The organism is Desulforamulus ruminis DSM 2154 (assembly GCF_000215085.1).
Lineage (GTDB): Bacteria > Bacillota > Desulfotomaculia > Desulfotomaculales > Desulfotomaculaceae > Desulfotomaculum > Desulfotomaculum ruminis.
In genome coordinates, this window is sequence record NC_015589.1 from 3,590,271 (window position 1) to 3,612,586 (window position 22,316).

General features: G+C 50.2%; 29 protein-coding genes. 2 read left to right on the forward strand and 27 right to left on the reverse strand.

Translation table 11 applies throughout. The features are described 5' to 3' along the window. Window positions 1-9: 9 nt before the first annotated feature. The 23 genes from DESRU_RS17845 to DESRU_RS17950 form a co-directional block, all read right to left on the reverse strand. Window positions 10-621 carry a hypothetical protein gene (locus DESRU_RS17845; protein ID WP_013843488.1) on the reverse strand — a complete coding sequence of 204 codons (612 nt, stop codon included), beginning with the start codon at window positions 619-621 and terminating at the stop codon, window positions 10-12. Window positions 622-625: 4 nt separating this feature from the next. After that, window positions 626-2,038 (reverse strand): hypothetical protein, encoded by a 1,413-nt coding sequence (locus tag DESRU_RS17850; RefSeq protein WP_013843489.1) that lies wholly within the window; start codon window positions 2,036-2,038, stop codon window positions 626-628. Next, on the reverse strand, window positions 2,031-5,174 hold the full coding sequence (locus tag DESRU_RS20035) for a phage tail tape measure protein (RefSeq protein ID WP_013843490.1): 3,144 nt from the start codon (window positions 5,172-5,174) through the stop codon (window positions 2,031-2,033). The genes DESRU_RS17850 and DESRU_RS20035 overlap by 8 nt, the downstream gene beginning before the upstream one ends. A gap of 14 nt (window positions 5,175-5,188) precedes the next feature. Continuing rightward, window positions 5,189-5,350, reverse strand: coding sequence for a hypothetical protein (locus tag DESRU_RS21030; protein WP_187290590.1), 162 nt, complete (start codon window positions 5,348-5,350; stop codon window positions 5,189-5,191). 44 nt (window positions 5,351-5,394) lie between these two features. After that, window positions 5,395-5,691, reverse strand: a complete 297-nt coding sequence (gpG, locus tag DESRU_RS17860; protein WP_013843491.1) for a phage tail assembly chaperone G — start codon at window positions 5,689-5,691, stop codon at window positions 5,395-5,397. 48 nt (window positions 5,692-5,739) lie between these two features. Beyond that, window positions 5,740-6,624, reverse strand: a complete 885-nt coding sequence (locus DESRU_RS20430; RefSeq protein ID WP_013843492.1) for a major tail protein — start codon at window positions 6,622-6,624, stop codon at window positions 5,740-5,742. A gap of 3 nt (window positions 6,625-6,627) precedes the next feature. Next, entirely contained in the window at window positions 6,628-6,996 is a 369-nt protein-coding gene (gene gp17 / locus DESRU_RS17870) for a tail completion protein gp17 (RefSeq protein WP_013843493.1), read from the reverse strand. Continuing rightward, complete coding sequence (locus DESRU_RS17875) at window positions 6,993-7,376, reverse strand: HK97-gp10 family putative phage morphogenesis protein (RefSeq protein ID WP_013843494.1); 384 nt, start codon at window positions 7,374-7,376, stop codon at window positions 6,993-6,995. The genes gp17 and DESRU_RS17875 overlap by 4 nt, the downstream gene beginning before the upstream one ends. Continuing rightward, the gene (locus DESRU_RS17880) at window positions 7,366-7,704 is read right to left on the reverse strand and encodes a phage head closure protein (protein ID WP_013843495.1); all 339 of its coding nucleotides are present in this window, start codon (window positions 7,702-7,704) and stop codon (window positions 7,366-7,368) included. The genes DESRU_RS17875 and DESRU_RS17880 overlap by 11 nt, the downstream gene beginning before the upstream one ends. 2 nt (window positions 7,705-7,706) lie before the next feature. Beyond that, window positions 7,707-7,979: a head-tail connector protein gene (locus DESRU_RS17885; protein WP_235811051.1), complete on the reverse strand. Its 273-nt coding sequence runs from the start codon at window positions 7,977-7,979 to the stop codon at window positions 7,707-7,709. 21 nt (window positions 7,980-8,000) lie between these two features. Continuing rightward, on the reverse strand, window positions 8,001-8,330 hold the full coding sequence (locus DESRU_RS17890; protein WP_013843497.1) for a hypothetical protein: 330 nt from the start codon (window positions 8,328-8,330) through the stop codon (window positions 8,001-8,003). 9 nt (window positions 8,331-8,339) lie between these two features. Further along, entirely contained in the window at window positions 8,340-9,539 is a 1,200-nt protein-coding gene (locus tag DESRU_RS17895; RefSeq protein ID WP_013843498.1) for a phage major capsid protein, read from the reverse strand. Between the two features lie 16 nt (window positions 9,540-9,555). After that, window positions 9,556-10,263: a head maturation protease, ClpP-related gene (locus DESRU_RS17900; protein ID WP_013843499.1), complete on the reverse strand. Its 708-nt coding sequence runs from the start codon at window positions 10,261-10,263 to the stop codon at window positions 9,556-9,558. Beyond that, window positions 10,260-11,483 carry a phage portal protein gene (locus DESRU_RS17905; protein WP_013843500.1) on the reverse strand — a complete coding sequence of 408 codons (1,224 nt, stop codon included), beginning with the start codon at window positions 11,481-11,483 and terminating at the stop codon, window positions 10,260-10,262. Before DESRU_RS17905 ends, DESRU_RS17900 begins: the two co-directional genes overlap by 4 nt. 83 nt (window positions 11,484-11,566) lie before the next feature. Continuing rightward, on the reverse strand, window positions 11,567-12,538 hold the full coding sequence (locus DESRU_RS17910) for a copper amine oxidase N-terminal domain-containing protein (protein ID WP_013843501.1): 972 nt from the start codon (window positions 12,536-12,538) through the stop codon (window positions 11,567-11,569). 85 nt (window positions 12,539-12,623) lie between these two features. Beyond that, complete coding sequence (locus DESRU_RS17915) at window positions 12,624-14,225, reverse strand: terminase large subunit (RefSeq protein WP_041275476.1); 1,602 nt, start codon at window positions 14,223-14,225, stop codon at window positions 12,624-12,626. An 84-nt stretch (window positions 14,226-14,309) separates the two neighbouring features. Continuing rightward, window positions 14,310-14,498 carry a DUF5049 domain-containing protein gene (locus DESRU_RS17920; RefSeq protein WP_013843503.1) on the reverse strand — a complete coding sequence of 63 codons (189 nt, stop codon included), beginning with the start codon at window positions 14,496-14,498 and terminating at the stop codon, window positions 14,310-14,312. A gap of 5 nt (window positions 14,499-14,503) precedes the next feature. Further along, window positions 14,504-14,953 carry a gamma-glutamylcyclotransferase family protein gene (locus tag DESRU_RS17925; RefSeq protein WP_013843504.1) on the reverse strand — a complete coding sequence of 150 codons (450 nt, stop codon included), beginning with the start codon at window positions 14,951-14,953 and terminating at the stop codon, window positions 14,504-14,506. A gap of 38 nt (window positions 14,954-14,991) precedes the next feature. Then, entirely contained in the window at window positions 14,992-15,891 is a 900-nt protein-coding gene (locus DESRU_RS17930) for an amidoligase family protein (protein WP_013843505.1), read from the reverse strand. A 142-nt stretch (window positions 15,892-16,033) separates the two neighbouring features. Beyond that, on the reverse strand, window positions 16,034-16,261 hold the full coding sequence (locus DESRU_RS17935) for a DUF4314 domain-containing protein (RefSeq protein WP_013843506.1): 228 nt from the start codon (window positions 16,259-16,261) through the stop codon (window positions 16,034-16,036). Further along, window positions 16,258-16,917, reverse strand: a complete 660-nt coding sequence (locus DESRU_RS17940; protein WP_013843507.1) for a hypothetical protein — start codon at window positions 16,915-16,917, stop codon at window positions 16,258-16,260. The genes DESRU_RS17935 and DESRU_RS17940 overlap by 4 nt, the downstream gene beginning before the upstream one ends. Before the next feature lie 65 nt (window positions 16,918-16,982). After that, window positions 16,983-18,218 (reverse strand): site-specific DNA-methyltransferase, encoded by a 1,236-nt coding sequence (locus DESRU_RS17945; RefSeq protein ID WP_013843508.1) that lies wholly within the window; start codon window positions 18,216-18,218, stop codon window positions 16,983-16,985. A gap of 6 nt (window positions 18,219-18,224) precedes the next feature. Then, window positions 18,225-18,803, reverse strand: a complete 579-nt coding sequence (locus DESRU_RS17950) for a P27 family phage terminase small subunit (RefSeq protein ID WP_013843509.1) — start codon at window positions 18,801-18,803, stop codon at window positions 18,225-18,227. 245 nt (window positions 18,804-19,048) lie between these two features. On the opposite strand from DESRU_RS17950, the gene DESRU_RS17955 reads away from it, so the two are divergent. Both DESRU_RS17955 and DESRU_RS17960 read left to right on the forward strand, forming a co-directional pair. Beyond that, a complete protein-coding gene (locus tag DESRU_RS17955) occupies window positions 19,049-19,390 on the forward strand; it encodes an AbrB/MazE/SpoVT family DNA-binding domain-containing protein (protein ID WP_049786814.1) in 342 nt (113 codons plus the stop codon). Then, window positions 19,390-19,680: a type II toxin-antitoxin system RelE/ParE family toxin gene (locus DESRU_RS17960; protein WP_013843511.1), complete on the forward strand. Its 291-nt coding sequence runs from the start codon at window positions 19,390-19,392 to the stop codon at window positions 19,678-19,680. Before DESRU_RS17955 ends, DESRU_RS17960 begins: the two co-directional genes overlap by 1 nt. A 39-nt stretch (window positions 19,681-19,719) precedes the next feature. Here DESRU_RS17960 and DESRU_RS20435 read toward each other — a convergent pair whose 3' ends face one another. The 4 genes from DESRU_RS20435 to DESRU_RS17980 all read right to left on the reverse strand — a co-directional run bounded on the left by DESRU_RS20435 (window position 19,720) and on the right by DESRU_RS17980 (window position 22,266). Next, window positions 19,720-20,073 carry an HNH endonuclease gene (locus DESRU_RS20435; RefSeq protein ID WP_013843512.1) on the reverse strand — a complete coding sequence of 118 codons (354 nt, stop codon included), beginning with the start codon at window positions 20,071-20,073 and terminating at the stop codon, window positions 19,720-19,722. Between the two features lie 129 nt (window positions 20,074-20,202). Further along, complete coding sequence (locus DESRU_RS17970; protein ID WP_013843513.1) at window positions 20,203-20,652, reverse strand: sigma-70 family RNA polymerase sigma factor; 450 nt, start codon at window positions 20,650-20,652, stop codon at window positions 20,203-20,205. Next, entirely contained in the window at window positions 20,649-22,004 is a 1,356-nt protein-coding gene (locus DESRU_RS17975; protein WP_013843514.1) for a DEAD/DEAH box helicase, read from the reverse strand. The genes DESRU_RS17970 and DESRU_RS17975 overlap by 4 nt, the downstream gene beginning before the upstream one ends. After that, window positions 21,985-22,266 (reverse strand): VRR-NUC domain-containing protein, encoded by a 282-nt coding sequence (locus DESRU_RS17980; RefSeq protein ID WP_041275887.1) that lies wholly within the window; start codon window positions 22,264-22,266, stop codon window positions 21,985-21,987. Before DESRU_RS17980 ends, DESRU_RS17975 begins: the two co-directional genes overlap by 20 nt. Window positions 22,267-22,316 lie beyond the last annotated feature (50 nt).

Genomic DNA, 22,316 nt, shown 5'->3' on the forward strand with positions numbered 1-22,316 from the left:
CCAAACCTCCTATGCGACATCCTCAGCTGTAATCACCGCCAATATTGACCATAGGCCGACACTGGTGTTGGTTATCTGTTTGATGCTGAAACCTTCCCCCGGTCGTATACACAAAGGCTTGACATCCATTCCCCGGGGGATCATATTGAAATCCAACAAAGGAGTGGCATTAAGGGTCAGGGGTATCTCATCGTTATTAAGGGTCACCGGCCACAGCAAGGCACCTTCAGCGATGGTGGCCCCGGTAGCAATGTGAATTGCCGCTGTCAGATTAACATCCGCAGTGTCAGCTTTTTGCGGGGTTATAACCGTACCGCCGCTCTGGCTGGTGGTACGCATAAAATCCAGTTCCACCCCTACGCCGGTAACCGATGTCAGGGACATATTGACAATAGATAGTCTGGGTATCCTGATCAGATAGCCGCTGCCTGCATCGTTATATATGGAAAACAAGTGTTTGTTTTGCGCCAGAGAAACGCTGGGCGCTAAACAATAAAAGGTAGGAAGCCCCTGCCAGGCCACATACTGCTCATAGCCCGCCGTGCCTTCAATCGCCCGGTAGCGCGCGTTTAACTTTTTCCCGGTGCTGTCGGGCGGGACTTGAATATATCCGCCAGCCATTATATCAACCTCCTATCATTACTGTACTGCTTGCACAGCTTTCGACCAGCCAGGGCTGGTTTCTGCCTGCTGTAAGCAGCGCATCTTTTATCGCTATGGCTTCGGTTCCATAAACGAACTTATGGATCAGTTTGGTGTCGTTCATTTTTTTCTTCTGCCGGGCGGAGACCAGGGCTTTAAGAAAATCGGCTATCCCTAAGAGGCGTCCGCCGTATTCTATGGTGTATATCCAAAGACCGACTTCACTTAAGGAGATGGTCACCTTTTGTACCAGGAAAACTGCGTTTACACCGCGTTCGGGAAGCTCAACGCTTACTAACTGTCCCGGTTCCCATCCCGGCACTGCGGTGATGAAACTGCCTCTGGTCTTAGGATTAGCCCATTCCCTAAGGTCGGCATTTCCGGCCGCTTCAGCTGCTTCAATGGTGGTCAGGGTATCATCTTTGATATAGTGCTCATACACCCCATCGCCGCCTTCCAGGGCGGCAATGGAAGCCTGGCTAGCCAAATCATCTACCACGGTAATGACATCAATGCTTTGCCGGGCGGTAAGTGAAATGGTCACGCCACTCTCGGGCGTATCAGTATCAGCTGAACAGCGCAGGTAGCCGTCGCCCAGATTTACCAGATAATCCTTGGCATCTTCTTCATCCACACCCTCAACCCCGACGTTTTGCACTGTACCGCCCACCTGCAAACTACATTCGTTAGGAACCCAGGGGAGCACCCAGATGCGAGCCGCACCGTCTGCTTTCCACTCGATAGTCTGTGGGTCGGACAGCATGCTGCCGCCCAAAACATATACGCGGTTGCGCAGTCCCTGGTGGTCGATACTTACCTTGAAATTGCTAAAACGACCCCCGGGCTGCAAGGTCATGGGGGCAGAAGTTCCCATTTGGGCAGGATCAAAAAAGTGGACCACCTTGTAGTAGTCCACATACCACTGCCAGCCGATATAATCGCACAGCCATTTCATACATTCCGACGGCATTTTGTAGTTGAATTCGGTGCCGGTAGACTCGATTACCGGTGCGCCGCTGGCTACCTCTGTTGCCGAAAAACCCGGACAATATTTAAGCAGGATGTCGCGTACAATGGCGTCAGCGCTTAAGCCCAGATAAGTTTCCACCACCAGCTTTTTATCCATCTGCAGGGTATAGTCCTGGCAGTCCACCTTCCACACCAGCGGAGCCTTATAGTTCACCAGTTCCACCCGGTCGATAGTTCCGGCAAAGAGCCGGGGTTCCGTAAGGTCGCTATCCTCGATGATGACTTCACTGCCCTCAAGGGGTTTTGCTCCTTTAACCGCAAATGAGCAGTTGTCTACCTGACTGGTAAGGATTTGGCTGATAGTAAGGCTCCCCCGACGATAGTCCGGCCAGCGCTCCATCCCGGCAATCTTAAGACTTTTAGCCACTGAAACGCACCCCCTTGGCCAGGAGCGTCCGGTAAATCTGCTCGCCCGCGTCAGCGGTGCCGCCATTGACCGTTATGCTGATCTGGTTGATGGTGGTCGAGCTGTTACTGGTTGCATTTGTGGCAACCGTACCCAAGGCTAAAGGAGCAATTCCTGCTAAAGCGCTCTTTAAGTCAAGGCCACTTAAATTGTTTTTTAAGCTGCTGTAGGCAGCCGTTATATCAGCCACCCCGATTTTTATCTTGTCTACTAGAGAGGGGGAATTGCGCTGATTGGGGTCCATACCGGAACCCATTATGCTTCGCACTTCGTCCATGACACTTTGCAAGGCGCTCATCCTCGACCTTATGCCCCGGATTAACTCACTCATAGCCTGGATGCCGTACCCGGCCGATTTCTGGACTATTTCTTCATATTTCTTTTCGATGGTGGCGATGGTTTCAGCGGCGTTCTTTTTAATTTCACCGTTCTTTTCCTCCCAAGCCTTTTTGTACTTGGCCAGCTCCTCATCGGCCTTGGCTTTCATTTCCATGAGTTTGTTCTGCATTTCGATAGTCTGCTGGGTAAGTTGATTCTGGGTTTCCTGCCTAATCTCGCTTAAGCGCTGGCCTAGATCAACCCGGGCCTGGCGCATCTCGATATTGGCTTCCGCCCGGGCCTGGGCGTTTTTGGTTTTCCAAAGGCTTACATATTTATTCAGCTCATCAGTTGTCAAGGTATTTAACGCCGCGACCTGAGGAGCCGCCTTGACCCCCATCTGCCGAAGCTCGTCAATAAGTCCTTCGTCGACTCCCTTGGCGGCCAGTGACTTTAAGTTGGCCTGCCAGCTGTCGAACTGACTAACCTGGTCCTCCAGATTACCAAGCAAGGACTTGCCTGATACTTTTTGTGGCTTCACTTCATCAAAAAGCCCGATCTGGTTTTTGATGGACTCCACCTTGGCTGCATAGCTCTGCTCAAAAGCTTCGATGGCCTGGGCTTCTTTCTCTAAGCCTGCTGCCGTAATAGCGGCTAATTTATCGGACAGTTCCTGCTGCAAGGCGATTTCATCCTGGGCCAGTTTGCTTTTGACTTCCCGGCACTGGTCAGCGTACTCTTTTTCCGCTTCCAGCAGCTTGGCATTGGTTTCAGCCGTTATCTTTTCCAGGCTGTTCTTCATATCGACCAAGGTGGCAATAATGTCGGATACCGATCCTTCTATAAAGGACATTCCTTCTTGCATGCCGGTGCTCAAGCCTTCGCTGATATTAAGGCCATATTCGCGCATCACCTGGGAGGGGGAGCGGATGGATAGGGCTTCTTTGATTTTGTTTTTTACCGTCTCGGCAATTTCCCCGGCGATTTCCCTGACTTTCTCAATCCGGCCTTTAATCCCGTCGATCAAACCCTGAATAATATGAGTACCTATTTCCAGCAGAGTGTTGTGCAGGGTTCTTAGACCCTCGAAAGCGTTGACCACCACTGTCTTAATCCCATTCCACAGGGTGATGAAAATGTTTTTGATATGCTCCCAGGCCCCTTGCCAGTCTCCCTGCAAGACATCCAGGAAAAAGCCGAAGGCGTTTACAATCACTTCCGCCGCAGTCTGAAATACCGCCTTAATAATGTTCCAGATATTGGTGAATACCGCAGTGATATCTTTACCCCAATTGTCCCAGAACACTTTAATGGCGGTTCCGGCTTTGGCGATAACGCTCCCAATATCCGCCCAGATCTCCTTGACCGTGTTACGAAAGCCTTCATTGTTTTGCCAAAGCTCCTTGATAGCCAAAACCAAACCAGCGATAACGGCTACAGCGATACCAATAGGACCGGTTAAGGCGGAAAAAGCCGCCCCCAAAGCTGCGGTAACCCCGCCGGCGCTGGCGATAGCGGCTGCAGCTGTACCAACTACCCCGGAGATGGCCCCGGCGGCGGTGACCAGCTGACCGATAATGAGGACAACCGGGCCTATGGCGGCAGCCACCCCCGCCACGACTAGAATGGTTTTTTGGGCGCTGGGACTTAAAGCGCCGAATCTTTGAACCAGTTCATTTAATCTCTGGATTAATGGGGTTATAACCGGCAGGATATGCTGTCCCATGGTAGCCCCTAGCTCTTTTATGCTTTCGGAGAAAACCCGCATCTGGTTAGCCGTTCCCGCCCCGGTTCTCTCGAAATCCCCCTGGGCGTTCTTGGTCATGGCCAGGACATAGTTGTACCTGAGTTGGGTCTGCTCCGCCTGATTCATATCCTGGATCTTCTTTTTAATCCCCTGGCTGTAGGCGTATTCCTGCAGGTTGGCTTGGGTCATAACAATGCCTAATTCTTTCAAAGATTCGGTCTCGCCGGTAAATACCGACTTTAAGGCGGTATCCGCTATGTCGATGCTGATGTTCTTAAAACTGGACAGATCTCCGGCCAAACCCACCAGGGTTTTGCTCATTTCTTCTGCCTGCGCAGTGTTAAGCCCCAAGCTGGTAGCCATGTCCCCGTAGGTAGCAGCCATATCCAGGGCTGTGCCCCTAGCGATGCCATAGCGTTCCAGGGTGGTATCGCTCCAGTTCTTAACGCCTTCAGCGTTATCCTGAAAGGCTACTTCCACCTTGTTTAGAGCTTCATTGGTATCTGAGGCTAGTTTCACCGCTGCGGTTCCGGCGGCTGCAAGCGGTGCGGTAACCGCTAGGGACATTCCCTGACCGGCACTGGTGATGCTGCTGCCCGCTGCTTTTAATTTCTGGCTTGCTTCTTCGGCCTTTTTAGAGAGCTTGGTCCAGGCGGAAGCTTGCAGTTCCAGTTCCTTGACCGTATTTTTTAGGGAGTGTTCCATATTGGCCAGAACCTTTTCGGCCTGCAGCATTTTGATCCGCAGTTTTTCCACCGCCACCGTATCCTGCTCAGTGCTGCCCGCCGCTTTGTCATAAGCATCTTTTAAGGCGGCAACTTTCTGCCTTTGCACCTCAGCCTGCTTGTTTAAGTATTCAACTTTTAATTTAAGTTGGTCGGCGGCGCTACCCATATCACCCATCTTGGCGGCCGCTGCCTGAAATTCAGCCCTAGCCAGCTTAAGCGACTGATCCAATTCTTTCATGCCCTGATTAAAGCCGGTGTTGTCCAGGCCGACTTTGACCAGCAGTTCACCGATGGTTTCTGCCAATTGTTCTCACCCCCTTACCAAATATCATCAATGTACCCGCCAGGATTGTTTTCAGCTTCGTTAACTACAGAGCCGACAATGAGCAGATCCCAGAACATATCGAGCGTCATGGCGTCAATTTGCTCCGGGAGCCAGTGGTAGCTTTGGGCCAGGCTCAAATAGAAATACACCACCATTTGATAAGCCGACAGATGGCTTAGGTCAGGTCCGTCGGCGGGATTTACTTTGGGAGTTCTGTCATCTTGCGGCTTACGGCCTCGGCCACCCAGCTGGCAATCTGGTAAAAGAGGGGGACAAACTCATCCAGGTCCAGTTCATCTTCAATAACCTCAGCGCTTATTTCCGGGTGATTAAAGGCAGCAGCGATCAGGCGTTCCATCTCGCTTAGAGCTTCCTCATCGCCTTGCTCTTTATCGCCGAATTTATCTTTGAATTTGGTTACTTCGCGCCACAGTTTGACCTTGGGCGGGGGTGCGGTGTATGTCTTTCCTTTAAGAGTAATCTTGGGGTTCTCCATCGATATCCCTCCCTGTGTGATAGCGGTACAAAAACCGCCCCGATTGACTTAAACAGCAGTGGTGAAGCTGCCGATTGAGGCAACAGCCAGGTTTTGGCCGCAAATATCCCTGACCCCCTGCGTGCATACCATGATGTAATCCGCGCCCGGGGCCAAATTGCTGGCCGGATTGAAAGTAACCACCTTGTGTTCCGAATCGGTACTAAGGACTCCGGCAACTAAGGACCCATCATCAGCCTTTAATAAGATAAAATTAGCGGCGGTTACATCGGTAGCCTGGATGGCGTTGGCAAAGGTCCAGGTCAGGTTAGCGTCTGCCGCCACTCCGCTGGAACCATCCACCGGACTTATTGTCACCGTCAGAGGGTCGGGGGCCGCTCCGTCTACCGCCGTAAACCAATTTGTGCCGGTTGAAGCTGTCCAATCGGGATGATCCTCATCGCCGATCTTCTGCCAGGCGTTGTCAAAAGTGCGTTTAATAAATGTCCCCTTGATTTTGGGGGTCTGAAATTTGGGCTTATCCTCCGCGGTCTGGTACTCCTGCTCCTGCAGGGCGAATTTTCCTTTATACAGCCATACATAGCGGTAGCTGCCGTTGCTCTTTTTGGACTTGAATCCTAAGGCCACATAGGGCGCAGTATCGGTTGACTTCTTGATCAGCACCCCGCCAGTGATACTGTGTCCCAAAAGGACCGCCTGGGTGTTGAGGTCAATATCTTTAGTCTCAAACTCCACATCGATTTCCCCCAGCGAGGTGACGGTTTCATCAGGCCCGTCGTCGCAGTACAGGGTTTCTGTGTTGCTCTTGGGACTTATTTTGGCGTTGATAGCCCCGGCTATGGCCACCGGGCTGTTATATGTCGCTGCTAAAGGCGTATCGCTAGTAAGAACCGCGTAATACAGGCTGTTTAAGCCTACTTGTACTCCTGCCATTTTCTAACCTCCTTCAACTTCCCGCTCAGTCACATACCTGAGCGCTTTGTGAAATATTTTGGTATCGTCTTCATAAAGATCGGCGCTGCTAGTTCTTTTAAAGCCTAAAGATTTCATGGTTTTGTCCACCTCGGCGGCAATAGGGGAGGTGCTGGCTGCTTTTACCCACACATCCACTTGCACGTGCACCTCAGCCATAAAGGCAGTGCCGTCTGCCCAGGCGGAATCGAAATTGGTTAACTCAAACAAAGTAATGTATTTATCTAAACCCTCCGGCGCTTTCAGCTGGTAGATATAAGGCCCGCCCAATAAAGCCAGCAGATCAGTGTTTCCCTCCAAAGCCGCCAGGACTTCCGGTTTGACATTGATCATATGTCAAGCCCCGCTTTCAAGGTCTGCCTGATGGTTTCCAGCACCTGTTTTTTACTTTCGGCTTGAGCCGGACCCATAAAAGGGCGGGCGGTCATCTTGGAGGTGCCGTACTCCAGAAATTTGCCATAAAAAAAGGGAGCCGTTGGCCCCACCTCAACGTATTTGCCGTTTTCATCCTGCTTTGGTTCGCAAATCACGATATTGTCTGCCAGATGCTCCTTGGCCTCTAAACTGCGCGGCGCTTTTTGGCCGGCGTTTTCCTGGACGATCTTGGCCCCGGCATAGAGGGCTTGGTTCTCTACCGGAGCGGCTCTTTGCCCCAGTTCCTTTAGCCTATCTAAAATTTCATCCATACCTTCCAGGGTCAGATTACCCGCCACTGGGGATCACCTCCTTGCACATCAGTTCTATTACGTAGTGCCGCTCATCCTTATCGATTACCGACAGAATTTGAAATACCCGGGAGCCATATAATACCCGCATGGAAGTAGTTATCCCGGTTCGGTAGCGAATTTTAATCCGGGTGGTGACTTCCGACTGCAAGGCCCCCGCCTGGAAATATTCTTTACCCGATATGTCCGACACTGCTGCCCACACTGTGGCTACTGTAGTCCAGTTTTCTAGGGGGATGCCTTCTGATTTGGTGATGGTCTTGGCCTGCAAGGCAATACGCTGTCGCATCTGACCCATTAAATCGCGCTTCTTCATAATTACCACCCTTCTCGGCGGTAGGCGAATAAGAGCCTGGTCATAAACTCAATTAATGCTTTCATGTCGACTGCTTCCCGTAGTTCATAAAGATTGCCGATAGCATAGAGTAGGGCTTGTTTAACTGTTTCTGGCACCTCGGTAAATTCGGTCAGGGGAAAGCGCAGAATGTCCTGGCATAGCTCCTCGGCGGCACCTATGAGATCGGTGATGAGCGTATTGTCTTCATCACCGTCTACTTTTAGATACAGTTTTACTTCCTCCAAAGAAAGCACCAATACGCCCACCGCCTTTCATTACTCGGCTGCCATAAGTCCCGCGGCTTTAAGCTTAGCGAGGAGGGCATTGAAGTCGGTCACCAGTTCGGCCACCTCGGCTGCAATACTGTCGGCCTGATTGGCAGCGGTCTTGGCAGCTATAGCATCATTTAAAACCTTGCCCTGTTTAGCCGACAGGGCGCTGGTAGCTGAGGTTGAGTCAAGGGCATCAACCACCGGGACGGATAAGATCCCTTCAATTGTTGCACCTTCCGTAATTGTCAGCTTGCCGCTGGCCGCAATCTCAAGCGATCCGCCAATGACAGTCTTCTCGCCGCCTTGCTCAGTGTAGTTTTTTACATTGCTCATAACTCACACCTACGCTTTCATCTGCAGTACCTTAATGGCTTCAGAGAGAATCAGCTTGCCGTCCACCCGCTGGGTTGCCTTAAATCCTACCTGACCGGTTGCCGCATAAAGCTCGTTCAGCCTTTGGAAGGAACGGCCTTGCCGATCAGCAATCCAGTAGTAGCCGAAATCGCCGAAAGCGATAGTCTTAGCCCCTGCCGCAATTGTCGGTACATAGGCTGAAGTCTTGACCGGACGATTTAAAATCGTATCCGGTTGTCCGGCAGTAATGGAGGGCTGCCACAGGTACTGGCCGTTGCCGTCCTTTAATTTTCTGATGGCTTTGACAGTGGAATCGTTCATCACGAATACGGCATTTTTGCGGTAAGGAGACTTAAGGCTGTAGAACAGATCCATGATCTCATCCACCGTAATAGCCGTTGCTGAAGCGGCAGTTACACCCAGTTCCGCTCCGCCGGTAGCATTGAAAATCCCGGTTGGCTTGCCGGTTCCGTTACCGATGAAGAAGGATTCCTCTTCCTTGGCACCGATTCTACGGGCAAATTCCCGGGCGATATATGACTCCAGATTAAAGACGCTGTCATTTAACAATTCCTCGGATACCTTGATCATGGTCGCCAGCTTGTAGGCTCCTATGGAAACCTGCCCAAAGGCATCGTCTGATTCCGGGATAGCACCTTCTTCATCCACCCAAGAGGCGGTGCCCTTTGTGGCTACGACTGGTATTTTGCGATCGCCGCTGGCGGTTTGGATGATCTTGGCCATGGTGCGGAAGATGTTTTCTTCTTGCAGGGCTTCGACCAAGGTACGCTCGAACTCGTCCGGCACCAGGTAGCCTCCCTCGGAATCGGTCCCCACCTGCAGCGCGTTCAGGACTTCGTATCCCGCTGCCTTGCTGCGCATGGCGTTCCAGAAGGCTCGTTTGTACTCGTCGCTGGCCCGGCCGGTTTTATTCTCAGGGTTTGGCTGGCCGGGCTTGCCGGTAATGGGTGTATTGACGGGCTTGTTAAGCTCCGCGTCCAATGCCTGCTGACGCTCCAGCCGATCGATTTCTTTGCCGAGATTCACCACATCGGCTTCCATCTTTTCATAGGTGGCAACATCCTCGGCGGAAAGGAGCCCGTCAGCGCCGCGCTTGCTGTCCAGAAAGGCTTTAGCGGCATCCCAGGCTTTGGCTCTTTTCTCACGCAGTTCTAAGATTTTGCTCATGGTTATTCCTCCCATTCTAATGTTTTAATAGGCTGAGCCGCTTTTCCAGGTAGCTGAGCGGGGTGCCGGTCGGCGGTTTAGGGTTATTAACCTGGGGCAGCGGAAACTTTTTTACCAGCGCGTTGGTGACCGTCATTTTGTCAAAAAGATAAGCCGCGCTGGGCGGCTCGGTTAGGTGTTCTTCGGTTGTGTATAGGACTTTGTCGGCAAAGCCCAGCTCCACTGCTTTCCAGGCGTTAAACCAGCTTTCGGCATCCATCATGTGCGAAATTTTGGTTCTTGATAAACCGGTTTTCTGCTCGTAGGCATTGATAATGCTTTCTTTAACCTCGGACAGCATGGCAATACCGCTTTTAAGGTCAGATATTTCCCCGAATATGACGGTGGTGGGGTTATGGATCATCATCATGGCTACCGGAGACATGTGAACCTCGTCCGCCGCCATGGCGATTACCGAAGCCGCGCTGGCAGCAAGCCCCTCGATTTTGACGGTAATGTGTCCCGGATACTCTTTTAACATGGTGTAGATTTGACTGGCGGCAAATACATCGCCACCCGGGGAGTTGAGCATCACTACCACATCCCCATCCTCAGCGTAGAGCTCGTTTTTAAACTGCTTGGGGGTAATATCGTCCTCGAACCAGCTGTCCTCAGCGATATACCCATCTAAAAAGAGGGTTCGATCCTGCTCGTTTTTGAGCCAGTTCCAAAACTTTCTGCTCATTGGCTGACCTCCTTTCTTTTGGTATTGGCATACGCGCCCACATCTTCAAGCTTCAGCATGTTACCGTTCATGGCATAAATATCGCCATGCTCGATGGTGTTCATGTTTTCTAAGGTTCTTACATCGTTGGGGCTTAAGAAACCGTTTTGAATACCTATGGCGTAGCCTTGCATCCTCGATGCATAATCGCCCCGCAATAGTCCGTCCACCACAAAACCCACAAAATACTGGCCCTTTTCGGATGGCCTGAGCAGAGCTTTATTCATTCCTTGCTCGAGCCTTACCAGCCAGGGCCGGATGGTATGGACTACAAAACTGATAGATTGATGCTCGATGTTGCTGAAAGTGGCTTTGTCCAAATTAGCCACCAGATGGGGCGGCACCCGAAAGATTCTACATATCTCCTCCGTCTGAAACTTTCTGGTTTCAAGAAACTGCGCCTGCTCCGGCGGTATACCGATGGACTGGAACTTCATACCTTCTTCCAGCACAGCTATCCGGTGGGCGTTGCCGCTGCCCTGGTAGACCGCGTTCCAGCTTTCCCGGATTCGGGCCGGGTCTTTGACTACCCCGGGATGCTCTAAAACTCCGCCTGGACTGGCTCCATTGGCAAAGAATTTACCCCCGTATTCTTCGGTGGCGATTGCCATGCCGATGGCATTCTTGGCCATAGCGATAGGAGAGTAGCCCACCAGTCCGTCAAAACCAAGCCCGGGAATATGCAGGATATCTTCCGGCCTTAAGATCACATATCCGGTGTCCTTGCGGTATTCGTAATAGAGCTGTCCATCAGTTGTCCGATCCACTGTCATGCGGTCGGGCAGCAGGGGATAAAGAGCTAAGATTTGGCCCCTAGCGTCTCTAATTATCTGGGCATAGGCGTTGCCCCATAATAAAAGATGACTCATCAGTGTTTCCCGAAACACAAATGAAGTCATCTCCGGATTAGGCTCATCATGGAGCAGATAATATAGCTGGTGGTCTATGGCTTTCTCCTTGCCCATGTCCGTGTATTTATATAGATTCAATGGCAGACTGGCTATGGTTTCCGCCAGGATTCGAACACAGGCATATACGGCGGTGGTCTGCATGGCCGTTCTTTCATTGACGGTTTTGCCGCTGGCGGTTCCGCCGAAAAAGAAGGTGTACGTGCTGCCATACAGACGATTTTTAGGACTGGCTCGGGATTTTAATAATCTTGATAATACGGGTATTTTCATAAAACGCTCCTCCTGAAAATGGGCATGAAAAAAGACAACTCCGAAGAATTGCCTTTGTAAGTATTGTCTTAGCGGTTGTTTTATTACCGGGAATAGATTCCCTTAGCTTTCAAATCAGCATAATTAAAAAACAAAGTCCCGCTTTCTTTTTTCATACGAATACCATTGAAAGTACCTGTTGCATCAGTTGCATTAATAAATTTGTCAGTCATTTCATCAACACAGTATATGATTTTATCTCCAGATATTCCTTGCTCATAAAAAGCATAAACATATGAATATCCTGGAATATCACTCCGCTTTCCTGCAATGCCAAACTCCGCTAACTGGCTATCTTGAACTAAAATATAGTCAAAAGTAATTCCTGAAACCCATTCGATCTGACTCTCATCAAATTCAGCTAAGTCATATCGGCTTGCTTGAGGATATATTGCCGTGTTGAGATCGTTACCGTAATAGTGAACCTGTACATTTGTCATCATTTTCACATATTCTGGGGTAGCATAATACTGACCTTGATAATAGATAACATTACCTTTCAATATATTTTCAAGAAGCGTTGAAAGGCTGGATGTGCTATATGGTACAAATTCCTTTGCGTCGTAGTTAAAGGTATATGCGTTAACCGTATTGGTGTCGCCTGCCCATTCAACCGTATAACCTGCATTTTCCAAAACAGCCCGGATAGGAAGGTAAGTTCGGCCATTTTTAACAACAGCTACTGTATCGTTTTCTGTAAGTTGATTGTTTGTATAAATTTTATTTGTTCCAATCGGCACTTCTATTCGGTTATGCTCGGTTATCACAATAGCAGTACGTGCATTCGTATCATAACCGACAACAAATCCAGCAGACTCCATTGTTACACGAAGCGGAACCATCGTTCTGTTATTCTCATCCACAAACGGGTAACCGGAATCATTTGTAAATTCAACTGCTTTACCATTAAGTAAAATATTAATGCCGCTATGACTTGCTGCGCTAGCCGGGACAGTAAATATAAAGAAGCAACATCCAATGAATACCAACGTAGTTATTAATAAGTTTTTTCTCATATCATCACTCTCCTTATGACACTAGAGTAACAGAAATTTATTACAAAAGCTAAACAATGTTGGATTTATGGCATAGATCAGGTAACTATAAGAATAAAAGTCCTCTGACATCATAAACCGAAGAACCGGCATTTCCTCCGCATCGTATTGCTCTATCCAGTGCCATAATCAGCGCTATCGCGCCGTCAATCCGCTCGGTGCTTTTCTCCTTGTCGGGTTTGATATTGCCAGCCGGGTCAGTACGGATAAAGATATTATCCATCATCCAGCGCAGAACCGGATGGCCGCCATGGGCGATCTTTTCTTCCAGGGTCAGTTTCATTAGTTCCTTGGTAGGAGGGGACATATCCTTAAAACCCTGGCCAAACGGCACCACCGTAAAACCAAGCCCTTCCAGGTTCTGTGTCATCTGGACCGCGCCCCAGCGGTCAAAGGCGATTTCTTTGATGTTGTATTGGGTACCCAACTCCTCAATAAAGGCTTCGATAAATCCGTAGTGGACCACGTTGCCCTCGGTGGTTAACAGAAAACCTTGCTTTTGCCACAGGTCGTAGTTTACGTGATCACGCCTAACCCTGAGGTCGAGGTTTTCTTCCGGTATCCAGAAGTAGGGGAGAATATGAAATTTATCGTCCTCATCAACCGGGGGGAAAACCAGCACAAAAGCTGTTATATCGGTAGTGCTGGACAAGTCTAACCCACCATAGCAAACCCGGCCTTTTAATTTTTCCGGGTTTACCTTGAAAGCACACTTATCCCATTTCTCCATGGGCATCCAGCGCACTGACTGTTTGACCCATTGGTTAAGCCTAAGCTGCCGGAAGCTGTTTTCCTCAGCAGGGTTTTGTTTCGCACTTTCACAGGCAGCTTTAATCTTGTCGATACTTACGGTTATACCCAGCGACGGATTAACTTTTTTCCACACTTTAGGGTCAGTCCAGTCGTCATCTTCCTCTGCTCCATAGATTACAGGATAAAACGTCGCATCATGCTTACGACCAGCCAGCAGGTCTTTGGCTTTCTGATGCACCTCATAGCAAATACTGTTGACGTTATCGCCCGCTGTCGTGATAAGGAAGTAGAGCGGCTGCATCCTGGCATCCCCGGAGCCTTTGGTCATGACGTCAAACAATTTCCGATTAGGCTGGGTATGCAGCTCGTCAAATACCACGCCGTGGATGTTGAAACCATGCTTCGAATAGGCTTCAGCCGACAGCACTTGATAAAAGCTATTGGTCGGCAGGTAAATAAGCCGCTTGGTGGAGGCCAGGATCTTAACACGTTTGTTCAGTGCGGGACACATCCGCACCATATCGGCGGCAACCTCAAACACGATGGATGCCTGCTGGCGGTCGGCGGCACAGCCGTAAACCTCGGCACGCTCCTCGTTGTCCCCGCAGGTGAGAAGCAAGGCAATGGCGGCCGCCAGTTCAGACTTACCCATTTTCTTTGGAATCTCCACATAAGCCGTATTGAATTGCCTGTAGCCATTGGGTTTCAGTATCCCAAAAATATCGCGTATAATCTGTTCCTGCCAGTCGATAAGTTCAAAGGGCTTGCCAGCCCAAGAGCCTTTGGTGTGGCACAGGGCTTGGATAAACGCCACAGCATAGTCGGCGGCATCTTTGCTGTATTTTGAATCTGGTGCCATAAACTGTGTCGGTTTATATTTCTTGAGTTTGCGTATGATTGCCGCCTCCTTTCTTAAAGCGAATAAAAGAAAAGAGCCTCATTAAGAAGCTCTGTTAACCGCATATTTATTGGCCTTCAGTTATTTGCTCTCATCTTCCTCGCCCGTCAGGATAAAGCGCGCGTACTCGGTCTTGTGGTCATTAAGGTAATTAACCAGTTCGTGAAAATCTCGGGAGTATGCTTCCTGAGTAACACGGGGAATGTCAAACATATTCGTGACGCCGCTTTCCCTGATGGCTAAAATCTGCATCCGTATGTTCTCGTTCATTTGGCTTACTCCATTTCTACAGATTCGGCGGCTGCCCGGCGCAGGATATCCATATTAAAGCCCGCGTCCTGGTAACCCTCCAGTATTGTTGAATAGTAGTAGCAGCTGGGCTGGCCCGGCGGCCTGCCTTCGTTCATGATGTACACCATGGCCTTGACGGTCTTGCCGTTTATCTTCACCTTGACCGTTTCCTTACAGTAGAGGAACGGCCAGCCTTCATAGCGGTCGAGCGCCGCCTCGTCGGCGGGTGTTATCTCCCAAACCAGAACCGGGACGCTGCTTCCTTTTTTAGGCTCCACCGTTGCTACCGCGCCCGTACGCGAACCCCTAAACAGGAGCCGCCAGTCTTTCATCTTACTTTTGCCGATTACCCTGGCGGTTGGGCATCGGCCAGCCATCTGCGCAAGATTCAGGTTGGAGCCGTAGGCAATGTACAGTTTGTTATTCTTATCCATAAAGGGTATCCTCCTTTTTAACTGGCTTCGGCGGCGGCTTAAGCCGCCCGAAACCTCCATGCCGCTGAGCCTTCCAGGTGTTTGCAAAGGTGCTCGCGGCAGTTTTTGAACTCGTCGCCAATGAAGCCGATGCGGTTCAAGTAAGTCCGCATGGCGAACTTTTCGTTTTCAACCTGGGGCTTCCTGGCGCTGGCGCTTTTTTGGGTCAATGCCTGGTGGTTTATGGCCAGGGCTAAAACTATGTAGCTCCTGATTTTGCCCGCGTGCAGTTCGCTGTTAAAGCCCCTTAGCTCGACCGTATGGTTGCCGTTAAAAAAGCTGTGCAGGTTCAAAAAGTGGTAGCGGCTCTCATGGTAGTGACGGCTGCGGCTTTCCAAGTAGCCTTCGTACCAGAGCTCCTCAAGTTCCCGCATGGTTTTCGGCTTTCTGGCGTTTATCTTTTCCACCAAAGCATTATCCATCTTCTTGCAAAATCTCATCCGTTCCGGCTCTATCTGCAGGGCCTTGTAAAAAAGGTCGTTCTTGCTGGCGATGATGTTGATGAAGTTTTTAATGCTTCTTGGTGTATGGTTTGAGCCATCCAAGTGGATATGTATCCCGCAGGAGGGGTTGGTTAAGGCGCCCGCTTTGCGCAGTTTCCTGACCAGTTCCTGCAGGGTAGTAATGTCTTCACGGTAGGTAAGCACTGGGCTTACCAGTTCAACGCTGTATTCGTGCTCGGCGCTGATCCTTCTGCCGTTCACCTTTACTTCCCGGTGAATGCTCCCGTCGCTCATAAACTTCCAGGCTCGCCCGTCCGGTGTGTGTACCTTTTTGGTGTCGTAGCTGTCCCGGCAGTTTTCAATCCTTCCGTTTAAAAACTGCGCCGCAACCTCAGCGGCTTGGCTTCTGGTAATCCCGGTGAATTCAATCTCGATCCCAAATTTGGCGTTAAACATGCTATCCAAGCTCCTTTCAGGTGTGTTTTTCTTTGGTGTGTACATATATCACTCTGAAAGGGCTATATAGCAAGGGATTTAAGCAAAATAAATGGCTGAAACCCGCATAAATATTGGCTTTAATCTTGGCGGTTACCCCCGGTTATTCTTCGAGTTTTCTGATTTCATCTTCACCGAAAACTGCCCCCAGCCTGCTGCCCGAGTCCCAGTCAACAAACACCGTGCCGGTATCGTCGATAAAGGATACGCTGCCCCGGTCGCCGGGCTTTAACCTGGTGTACGGGTCGTCCATGCGGACCAGTTCGACTCGCGTACCCGGGGGATAATATGACCTGAGCGCCTTTAACATTTCAGGATGAATCTGCTTCATGCTTCAGTCTCCTCCTCCGAATTGCGCTGGCCGTTTTTGAAAGCGGCGCTGCCGGGCAGCCTGGAGAGCAGGATTTTCCGTTCCGTTTTGTACTCCGGCCCGATAAAGCCCAGGCGCAGCAGGAAGCAGCGAAAAGTGTATTTTTCGTTGTCATAAGCCTTTTCGGTGGCAGTTACCCGATGCTGGTTCTTGGCCATGGCGCAGAGCGCACCGATGAAGCGGGCATAGGCGTTGACTTCTTCCGCTGCAAGGCTCCTGGAGAACCAAGGGAAACGCAGCCTGTCCTCGGTCAGTTCAATTGGCAACCTGTCTGTGTCCAGGGCTTTCTTAATAAGAGTTTCCTTGCTCTTAACCAGCCGCTCCAGATTGGCAATGGCGGCTTCGGTAAAACCTTCCCTGGGCATCTCAATAACCAGTTCGCTCGGCGCTTCAAATTGAAATCCGCGTTGGTCAAGCTCGTTTAATAGTTGCTCAAGATCTTCCTCACTGTTGTTTTCACTGGCGCTGAGAGTGCCTTCTTTGTTGACGGTAAATCCGCCTATGACATAAGCAAATGTGGGAGCGCCTTTGTATTCCGGTGCAGTACTCAGGATTTCGCTGATCACCTGAACCAGTTCTTTACGCCTAGCGCCGGTAACGTTAAACTTAAATTCCATGAGATCGACCACCTTTCTTTTTGGTAGTCATATACATCACTCTTAAGCTGTGGAATAGCAAGCCTTTATACCAGTTTTGGCACACTGTTAAAGGGTATTTTCTGACCATCGCGCATAAGAAAAACATCAATGTCGGAACCCTTAAACTCAATGTACCTATTCACAATAACATCGCAAAACTTCTCGTCCAGCTCCACGGTGTAGCAAATCCGGCCGGTCTGCTCACAGGCGATCAGGGTACTGCCCGAACCACCGAACGGATCAAGAACAATACAGCCCGTCATGCTGGAGTTGAGTATCGGGTGAGCTACCAGCGGCACAGGCTTCATGGTCGGGTGGTCAGCGTTCTTCCTGGGCTTGTCAAACTCCCAGATGGTAGATTGCTTACGGTCGGAGTACCAGGCGTGTTTGCCCGTTTTCTTCCAGCCAAACAGGATCGGCTCGTGCTGCCACTGGTAAGGCGAGCGCCCCAGTACCAGCGACTGCTTTTTCCAGATGCAGGTCCCCGAGAGATAGAATCCCGCTTCCAAAAAGGCTTTGCGGAAATTTAGTCCCTCGGTATCGGCGTGGAACACATAGATACTTGCGTCCTGGGCCATCGCTTTTTCGGTCAGGGTGAAAGCTTCCAGCAGGAACTGATAGAACTTTTGGTCAGCCATGTTGTCGTTTTTTATTTTGCCTGCTGTACCCTCATAGTTGACGTTATAGGGAGGGTCTGTCACCACCAGGTTGGCAAGTTTACCGTCCATAAGCAAGGAAAAGGTCTCCGCTTTGGTACTGTCACCGCAGGCCAAGCGGTGCGATCCCAGCAACCAGAGGTCACCCGCCTTAGATATAGCGGGCTTGGCCAGTTCGCCTTCTACATCAAAGTCGTCTTCTTTAACGTCCTCGGCAACGCTCAGTAGTTTGTTCAGTTCCGCATCGTTAAAGCCGAGAAGAGATACGTCAAAATCGGCCGCCTGCAAATCAGCAAGCTCTACCGAGAGCATCTCCGCGTCCCAGCCAGCGTTCAGGGCGAGACGGTTGTCAGCTATAATGTAGGCCCGCTTCTGGGCTTCGGTCAGGTGTTCCGCAAACACGCAAGGTACTTCAGTAATACCTTCCTCCTTGGCAGCGAGGATACGCCCGTGTCCCGCGATGACATTGAGGTCTTTGTCTACGATGACCGGGTTGACGAAACCGAACTCCCTTAGTGATGCTCGAAGCTGAAGTATTTGTTCCTTGCTATGGGTGCGGGCATTACGAGCATAAGGTACTAACCGGTCAATATTAACTTTTTTAAAACGCTCGGTTGTGTTCATCTATACCTACCGTCCTTTCCTGCCTGACAGCAGGGCTTCCATAATATCATCCTGCGGGTTGCCGACGAAGGCTGTAGTGCAATTCTGTTTTACGATGTCAAAAATCTCGTACCAGATGAGGTTGGCCTGCTTCTGAAAAGATTGGCTCATCTGTACGAAGGGGCTGGCTATAGCGCCACCCGTGGTCGGATGTTTGCCCAAAAGCCCGTAGGTGCTGATAGCTTCCTCACACTGGATGTAACGAGTGAAAGCCTGGGCATAGGCTTCAATCAATCTTGGGTTAACGAATTTTTCGCACCCGCGCTCTTTAAGCCATTTCCAGGTTTCTTTGAACAGATCGTCAGCGCCCAGCGGCTTACCATCTCTCTGTCTCGCGCTGAGGTAATCGCTGGGCGTTGGCATATCTTCTCCGTATAAATCGGCTGCATCATCAAGGTCGTCCGCTTCAAGCATCGACTCGGGATGCAGTTCCGGGGCTGTTAAGACTTTTGCGGCCTTTCCGGCCGAGATTTTGTCAGCCAGGGGCAGCGGCTTGTCACCGGCGCGGACCCTGCGGCCGCCCCTATTGGTTCCGTCTTTTGCCACAAGCCTTCACCTCCTTGCTGTGGCAGGGTTTAATTCCCCGTTTGAACCGTGATTTTTACGCGCGAAGGGGGCCGCCCGTTCTCCTGATCAGGGCTGCAGAGATTTAGATCCCCCTCCCCTTGAGGTTTCTTTGTTTCTTTGATAATATTTAATCAAAGATTCTTTGTATGTTTACAGTTGGATCAGCATATACTACCAAAGGAGGAATACTAGTGCCGCAAGTTAAAACCAAAGGAGAAAATCCTATGATAAAAAAACGTATCTCGGTATCTCAGAAACGCCAGATAACCATACCGATTGAGTTCTATAACAGCCTCGGCATTGACAAGGAAGTAGAATGCTATGTCCAAAACAATGCCATCGTCATCCGTCCCGTTCGGGAAAGCAGCGGCGAATTTGACGAACAGATCCTGGCCGATTTAATAGCTCAAGGGCTGTCAGGACAAGAACTGCTTGATAAGTTTAGGGAAACCCGCCGCCAAATCCGTCCCGCTGTGGAACGCTTGCTTGATGAAGCCCGTCTTGCTGCTCAGGGCCAAGCATCGAGCAAAACTTATGAAGATGTTTTTGGCCCGGAGGCAGACTGATGACCAAATTAGTCATTCTGCCTCCCGCAGCACGCTATTTCAAAAAGCTAAAAGAGAAACCGCTGAAAGACAAATTTCAAGCCGTCATTGACCAGCTTCTGCTAGATCCCTATTTTGGTGAACCTAAAACCGGTGATCTTAGCGGCGTATATTGCTGTGATGTCTTCCACAATAAAACCAACTACGAGTTGGCCTATACCATTGTTGAAGAAGATGACGAAACCGTAGTCGTGATACTTGCGGGTACCCGCGAAAACTTCTATGAAGAACTGAAGCGGTACATGAAGTAATGATGCCAATTCTTAACCATAGCTTTGTGATATATCTCTTTACCCCCAGCGGCCGCCTTCCTTAGCTGTTATGGTTGAGTGGCAGCTAGTGCATAACGCCATGAGATTATCCGCTGCATGGGTTCCACCCCTTGAAAGCGGTACAACATGGTGCACCTCCTCAGCTGGTGTCAATTTACCTTCCTTCTGACACCTTTCGCAAAGGGGATGCTCATTTATATACCGGTCGCGAATGCGCTTCCAAGTCCTGTTGTAGCGTTTTTTCACGATCGGGTCACGCTGGTACTTTTCATATTGTTTGTCGGTCAGCTTTTGATGTTCTTCGCAAAACCTGCCGCGTGTCAGCTTTGGACAGCCCGGGTAAGAACACGGCCGTTTGGGTTTAAATGGCATAATGCTTCACCTCAATTAGGCATAAAGAAAGCCCCCGCAGGTTGGTCCCGCGAAGGCTCTTGATACAGCTTTCGATACTATTATTATACATGGTCCTGGATCAAACACTCCCTCATAATTCCCTCATCTTTATCCGAACAGCATACTGCGTAGGTGATTCAGCGCATTGCTCCTCAGCCGCTCGATATGGCTTTCACTGTAGCTGAGTTCACTCATCAGTCGGTAGGTTGCGCCGGACTTCTGGTTGTCGCCCATGTAGAATTCAGATAGGATGTGCTGCTCGGTATCAGTCAGGCTTGACCAGGCAGGCTCAAACCATGCCATATACTCTATCGCCTGGCTGTAGCGTTCCCGCAAGATGTCCAGCTTGTCAATCTGCGCCGCCAGTTTGTCGGCTCCAGCCTGCGGATTCCTTGCGGATGGCATCCTGGATAGCTTGGGGGTTCTGGGCGCAATCATTTTTTCGTATACACTCTTTATTTCCTCCGAAGTGTTGTTGATGATAAACCGCATATTGTTGTAGTCGCGGATGGCGGCAATCGTCGCCGCGTTCTTATTGATGTATTTCAGCGCAATCATATGACCGCCTCCTTTAAATTTGCTTTGACCGCATCAATCAAAGCGGTCTGGGTCTTGTCTTTTCTTTTCAAGGCCAGCATCACATCTTCATCAATGGTGCCTTTGGTAATGATGTGGTGGATAACCACCGTATCCTTCTGGCCCTGCCGCCACAGCCTGGCATTGGTCTGCTGGTAGAGTTCAAGGCTCCAGGTAAGCCCGAACCACACCAGGGTGGAACCGCCCGCCTGCAAATTCAATCCGTGCCCGGTTGATGCCGGGTGAATTACTGCCAGTGGTATTTCTCCGTCATTCCACCGTTTTATAGAATCGGCGCTGTCCAACTTCTCAGCGGGGAAGCGGTTTAATATCCGCTCCAGGTCATGCTTAAACCAGTAAGCCACCAGAACCGGCTTGCCGTTGGCGGCTTCGATAATATCCTCTAACGCATCCAGCTTGCGGTCGTGAATCTTAGCTACTGAGCCATCATCGGCATAGACCGCCCCGTTTGCCATCTGCAGCAGTTTGTTTGACAGGCTGGCGGCATTTAAGGCATCAATCTCCCAACCTTCAAGTGAAAGCACCAAATCCCGCTTCATGGTGTCATAGACTTTTTGCTCTTTGTCCGCCAGCCAAACAGGGATCTCGTTCATCACCAGTTCCGGCAACTTTAAATAATCGGTGTTCTTCATGCTGATGGTGATGTCGGAAATCAGCCGGTAAATAGTTTCCTCGGCACCGGGCCGGGGCTTGTATGAAAACACCATCTGCTGGTTACGCTTGTCCGGCATAAAATAATTATTGCGGAAGTGGGTGATATACCGGCCAAGGCGCTGTCCCATATCGAGGACGCCGATTTCAGCCCACAGGTCCATCAATCCATTGGCTGAAGGTGTTCCTGTAAGGCCGACTATCCTTCTGACACCGGGCCGAACCTTGCGCAGGGCCTTGAACCGTTTGGAGCCGTTATCCTTGAAAGAACTCAACTCATCGATTACCACCATATCGAAGTCGAAGGGAAGACCACTCTTGTTAACCAACCAGTCCACGTTTTCCCGGTTGATAATATACACTTGCGCTCTCTTCAAAAGGGCGGCTTTCCGCTGTGCTTCACTTCCGATGGCCACCGAGCAGGTAAGTCCCTTGAGGTGATCCCATTTTTCAATTTCCGCGGGCCATGTATCCCGTGCTACTCTGAGCGGGGCAATGACCAGAACCCTACGGATCTCGAAACTGTCCAGGGTAAGGTCGAAGATGGCTGTCAGCGTTATAACGCTTTTGCCGAGTCCCATTTCAAGCAAAACAGCCGCGATCGGATGCTCAAGGATGAATCTTGTGGCATAATCCTGGTATTCATGTGGCTCGTATCTCATTCAGCATCCCTCCAATCTGCTCCGGGCTATCTATGACGTACACCGAAAAACCTAACGCTTCCAGTTGTCTTTTTCTTCTTACCTGCAAAGGTCGTAATTTGCATCCCATCGCCTTAACTTCTGCAAAGGCTATCCGTCCATAGGGCAATAAAATTAAGCGGTCGGGCACTCCATCGAACCCTGGTGACACAAATTTCAGCGCTAAACCATCCATGCCACGGACTGCCTTGACCAGTTTTTGTTCTATCTGTTTTTCTCGCATAGGACTCACCACAGCATTTTTTCCTTTCATCTTGTTGTTGCTTAATAATC

Coding starts and splice junctions, on each gene's coding strand:
- DESRU_RS17845 (WP_013843488.1), bottom strand. CDS start 621: ATGGCTGGCGGATATATTCAAGTCCCGCCCGACAGCACCGGGAAAAAG.
- DESRU_RS21030 (WP_187290590.1), bottom strand. CDS start 5,350: ATGGTGGTGTATTTCTATTTGAGCCTGGCCCAAAGCTACCACTGGCTC.
- gpG (WP_013843491.1), bottom strand. CDS start 5,691: ATGGAGAACCCCAAGATTACTCTTAAAGGAAAGACATACACCGCACCC.
- DESRU_RS20430 (WP_013843492.1), bottom strand. CDS start 6,624: ATGGCAGGAGTACAAGTAGGCTTAAACAGCCTGTATTACGCGGTTCTT.
- gp17 (WP_013843493.1), bottom strand. CDS start 6,996: ATGATCAATGTCAAACCGGAAGTCCTGGCGGCTTTGGAGGGAAACACT.
- DESRU_RS17880 (WP_013843495.1), bottom strand. CDS start 7,704: ATGAAGAAGCGCGATTTAATGGGTCAGATGCGACAGCGTATTGCCTTG.
- DESRU_RS17890 (WP_013843497.1), bottom strand. CDS start 8,330: ATGAGCAATGTAAAAAACTACACTGAGCAAGGCGGCGAGAAGACTGTC.
- DESRU_RS17895 (WP_013843498.1), bottom strand. CDS start 9,539: ATGAGCAAAATCTTAGAACTGCGTGAGAAAAGAGCCAAAGCCTGGGAT.
- DESRU_RS17900 (WP_013843499.1), bottom strand. CDS start 10,263: ATGAGCAGAAAGTTTTGGAACTGGCTCAAAAACGAGCAGGATCGAACC.
- DESRU_RS17905 (WP_013843500.1), bottom strand. CDS start 11,483: ATGAAAATACCCGTATTATCAAGATTATTAAAATCCCGAGCCAGTCCT.
- DESRU_RS17910 (WP_013843501.1), bottom strand. CDS start 12,538: ATGAGAAAAAACTTATTAATAACTACGTTGGTATTCATTGGATGTTGC.
- DESRU_RS17920 (WP_013843503.1), bottom strand. CDS start 14,498: ATGAACGAGAACATACGGATGCAGATTTTAGCCATCAGGGAAAGCGGC.
- DESRU_RS17925 (WP_013843504.1), bottom strand. CDS start 14,953: ATGGATAAGAATAACAAACTGTACATTGCCTACGGCTCCAACCTGAAT.
- DESRU_RS17930 (WP_013843505.1), bottom strand. CDS start 15,891: ATGTTTAACGCCAAATTTGGGATCGAGATTGAATTCACCGGGATTACC.
- DESRU_RS17935 (WP_013843506.1), bottom strand. CDS start 16,261: ATGAAGCAGATTCATCCTGAAATGTTAAAGGCGCTCAGGTCATATTAT.
- DESRU_RS17940 (WP_013843507.1), bottom strand. CDS start 16,917: ATGGAATTTAAGTTTAACGTTACCGGCGCTAGGCGTAAAGAACTGGTT.
- DESRU_RS17945 (WP_013843508.1), bottom strand. CDS start 18,218: ATGAACACAACCGAGCGTTTTAAAAAAGTTAATATTGACCGGTTAGTA.
- DESRU_RS17955 (WP_049786814.1), top strand. CDS start 19,049: ATGATAAAAAAACGTATCTCGGTATCTCAGAAACGCCAGATAACCATA.
- DESRU_RS17960 (WP_013843511.1), top strand. CDS start 19,390: ATGACCAAATTAGTCATTCTGCCTCCCGCAGCACGCTATTTCAAAAAG.
- DESRU_RS20435 (WP_013843512.1), bottom strand. CDS start 20,073: ATGCCATTTAAACCCAAACGGCCGTGTTCTTACCCGGGCTGTCCAAAG.
- DESRU_RS17970 (WP_013843513.1), bottom strand. CDS start 20,652: ATGATTGCGCTGAAATACATCAATAAGAACGCGGCGACGATTGCCGCC.
- DESRU_RS17975 (WP_013843514.1), bottom strand. CDS start 22,004: ATGAGATACGAGCCACATGAATACCAGGATTATGCCACAAGATTCATC.
- DESRU_RS17980 (WP_041275887.1), bottom strand. CDS start 22,266: ATGCGAGAAAAACAGATAGAACAAAAACTGGTCAAGGCAGTCCGTGGC.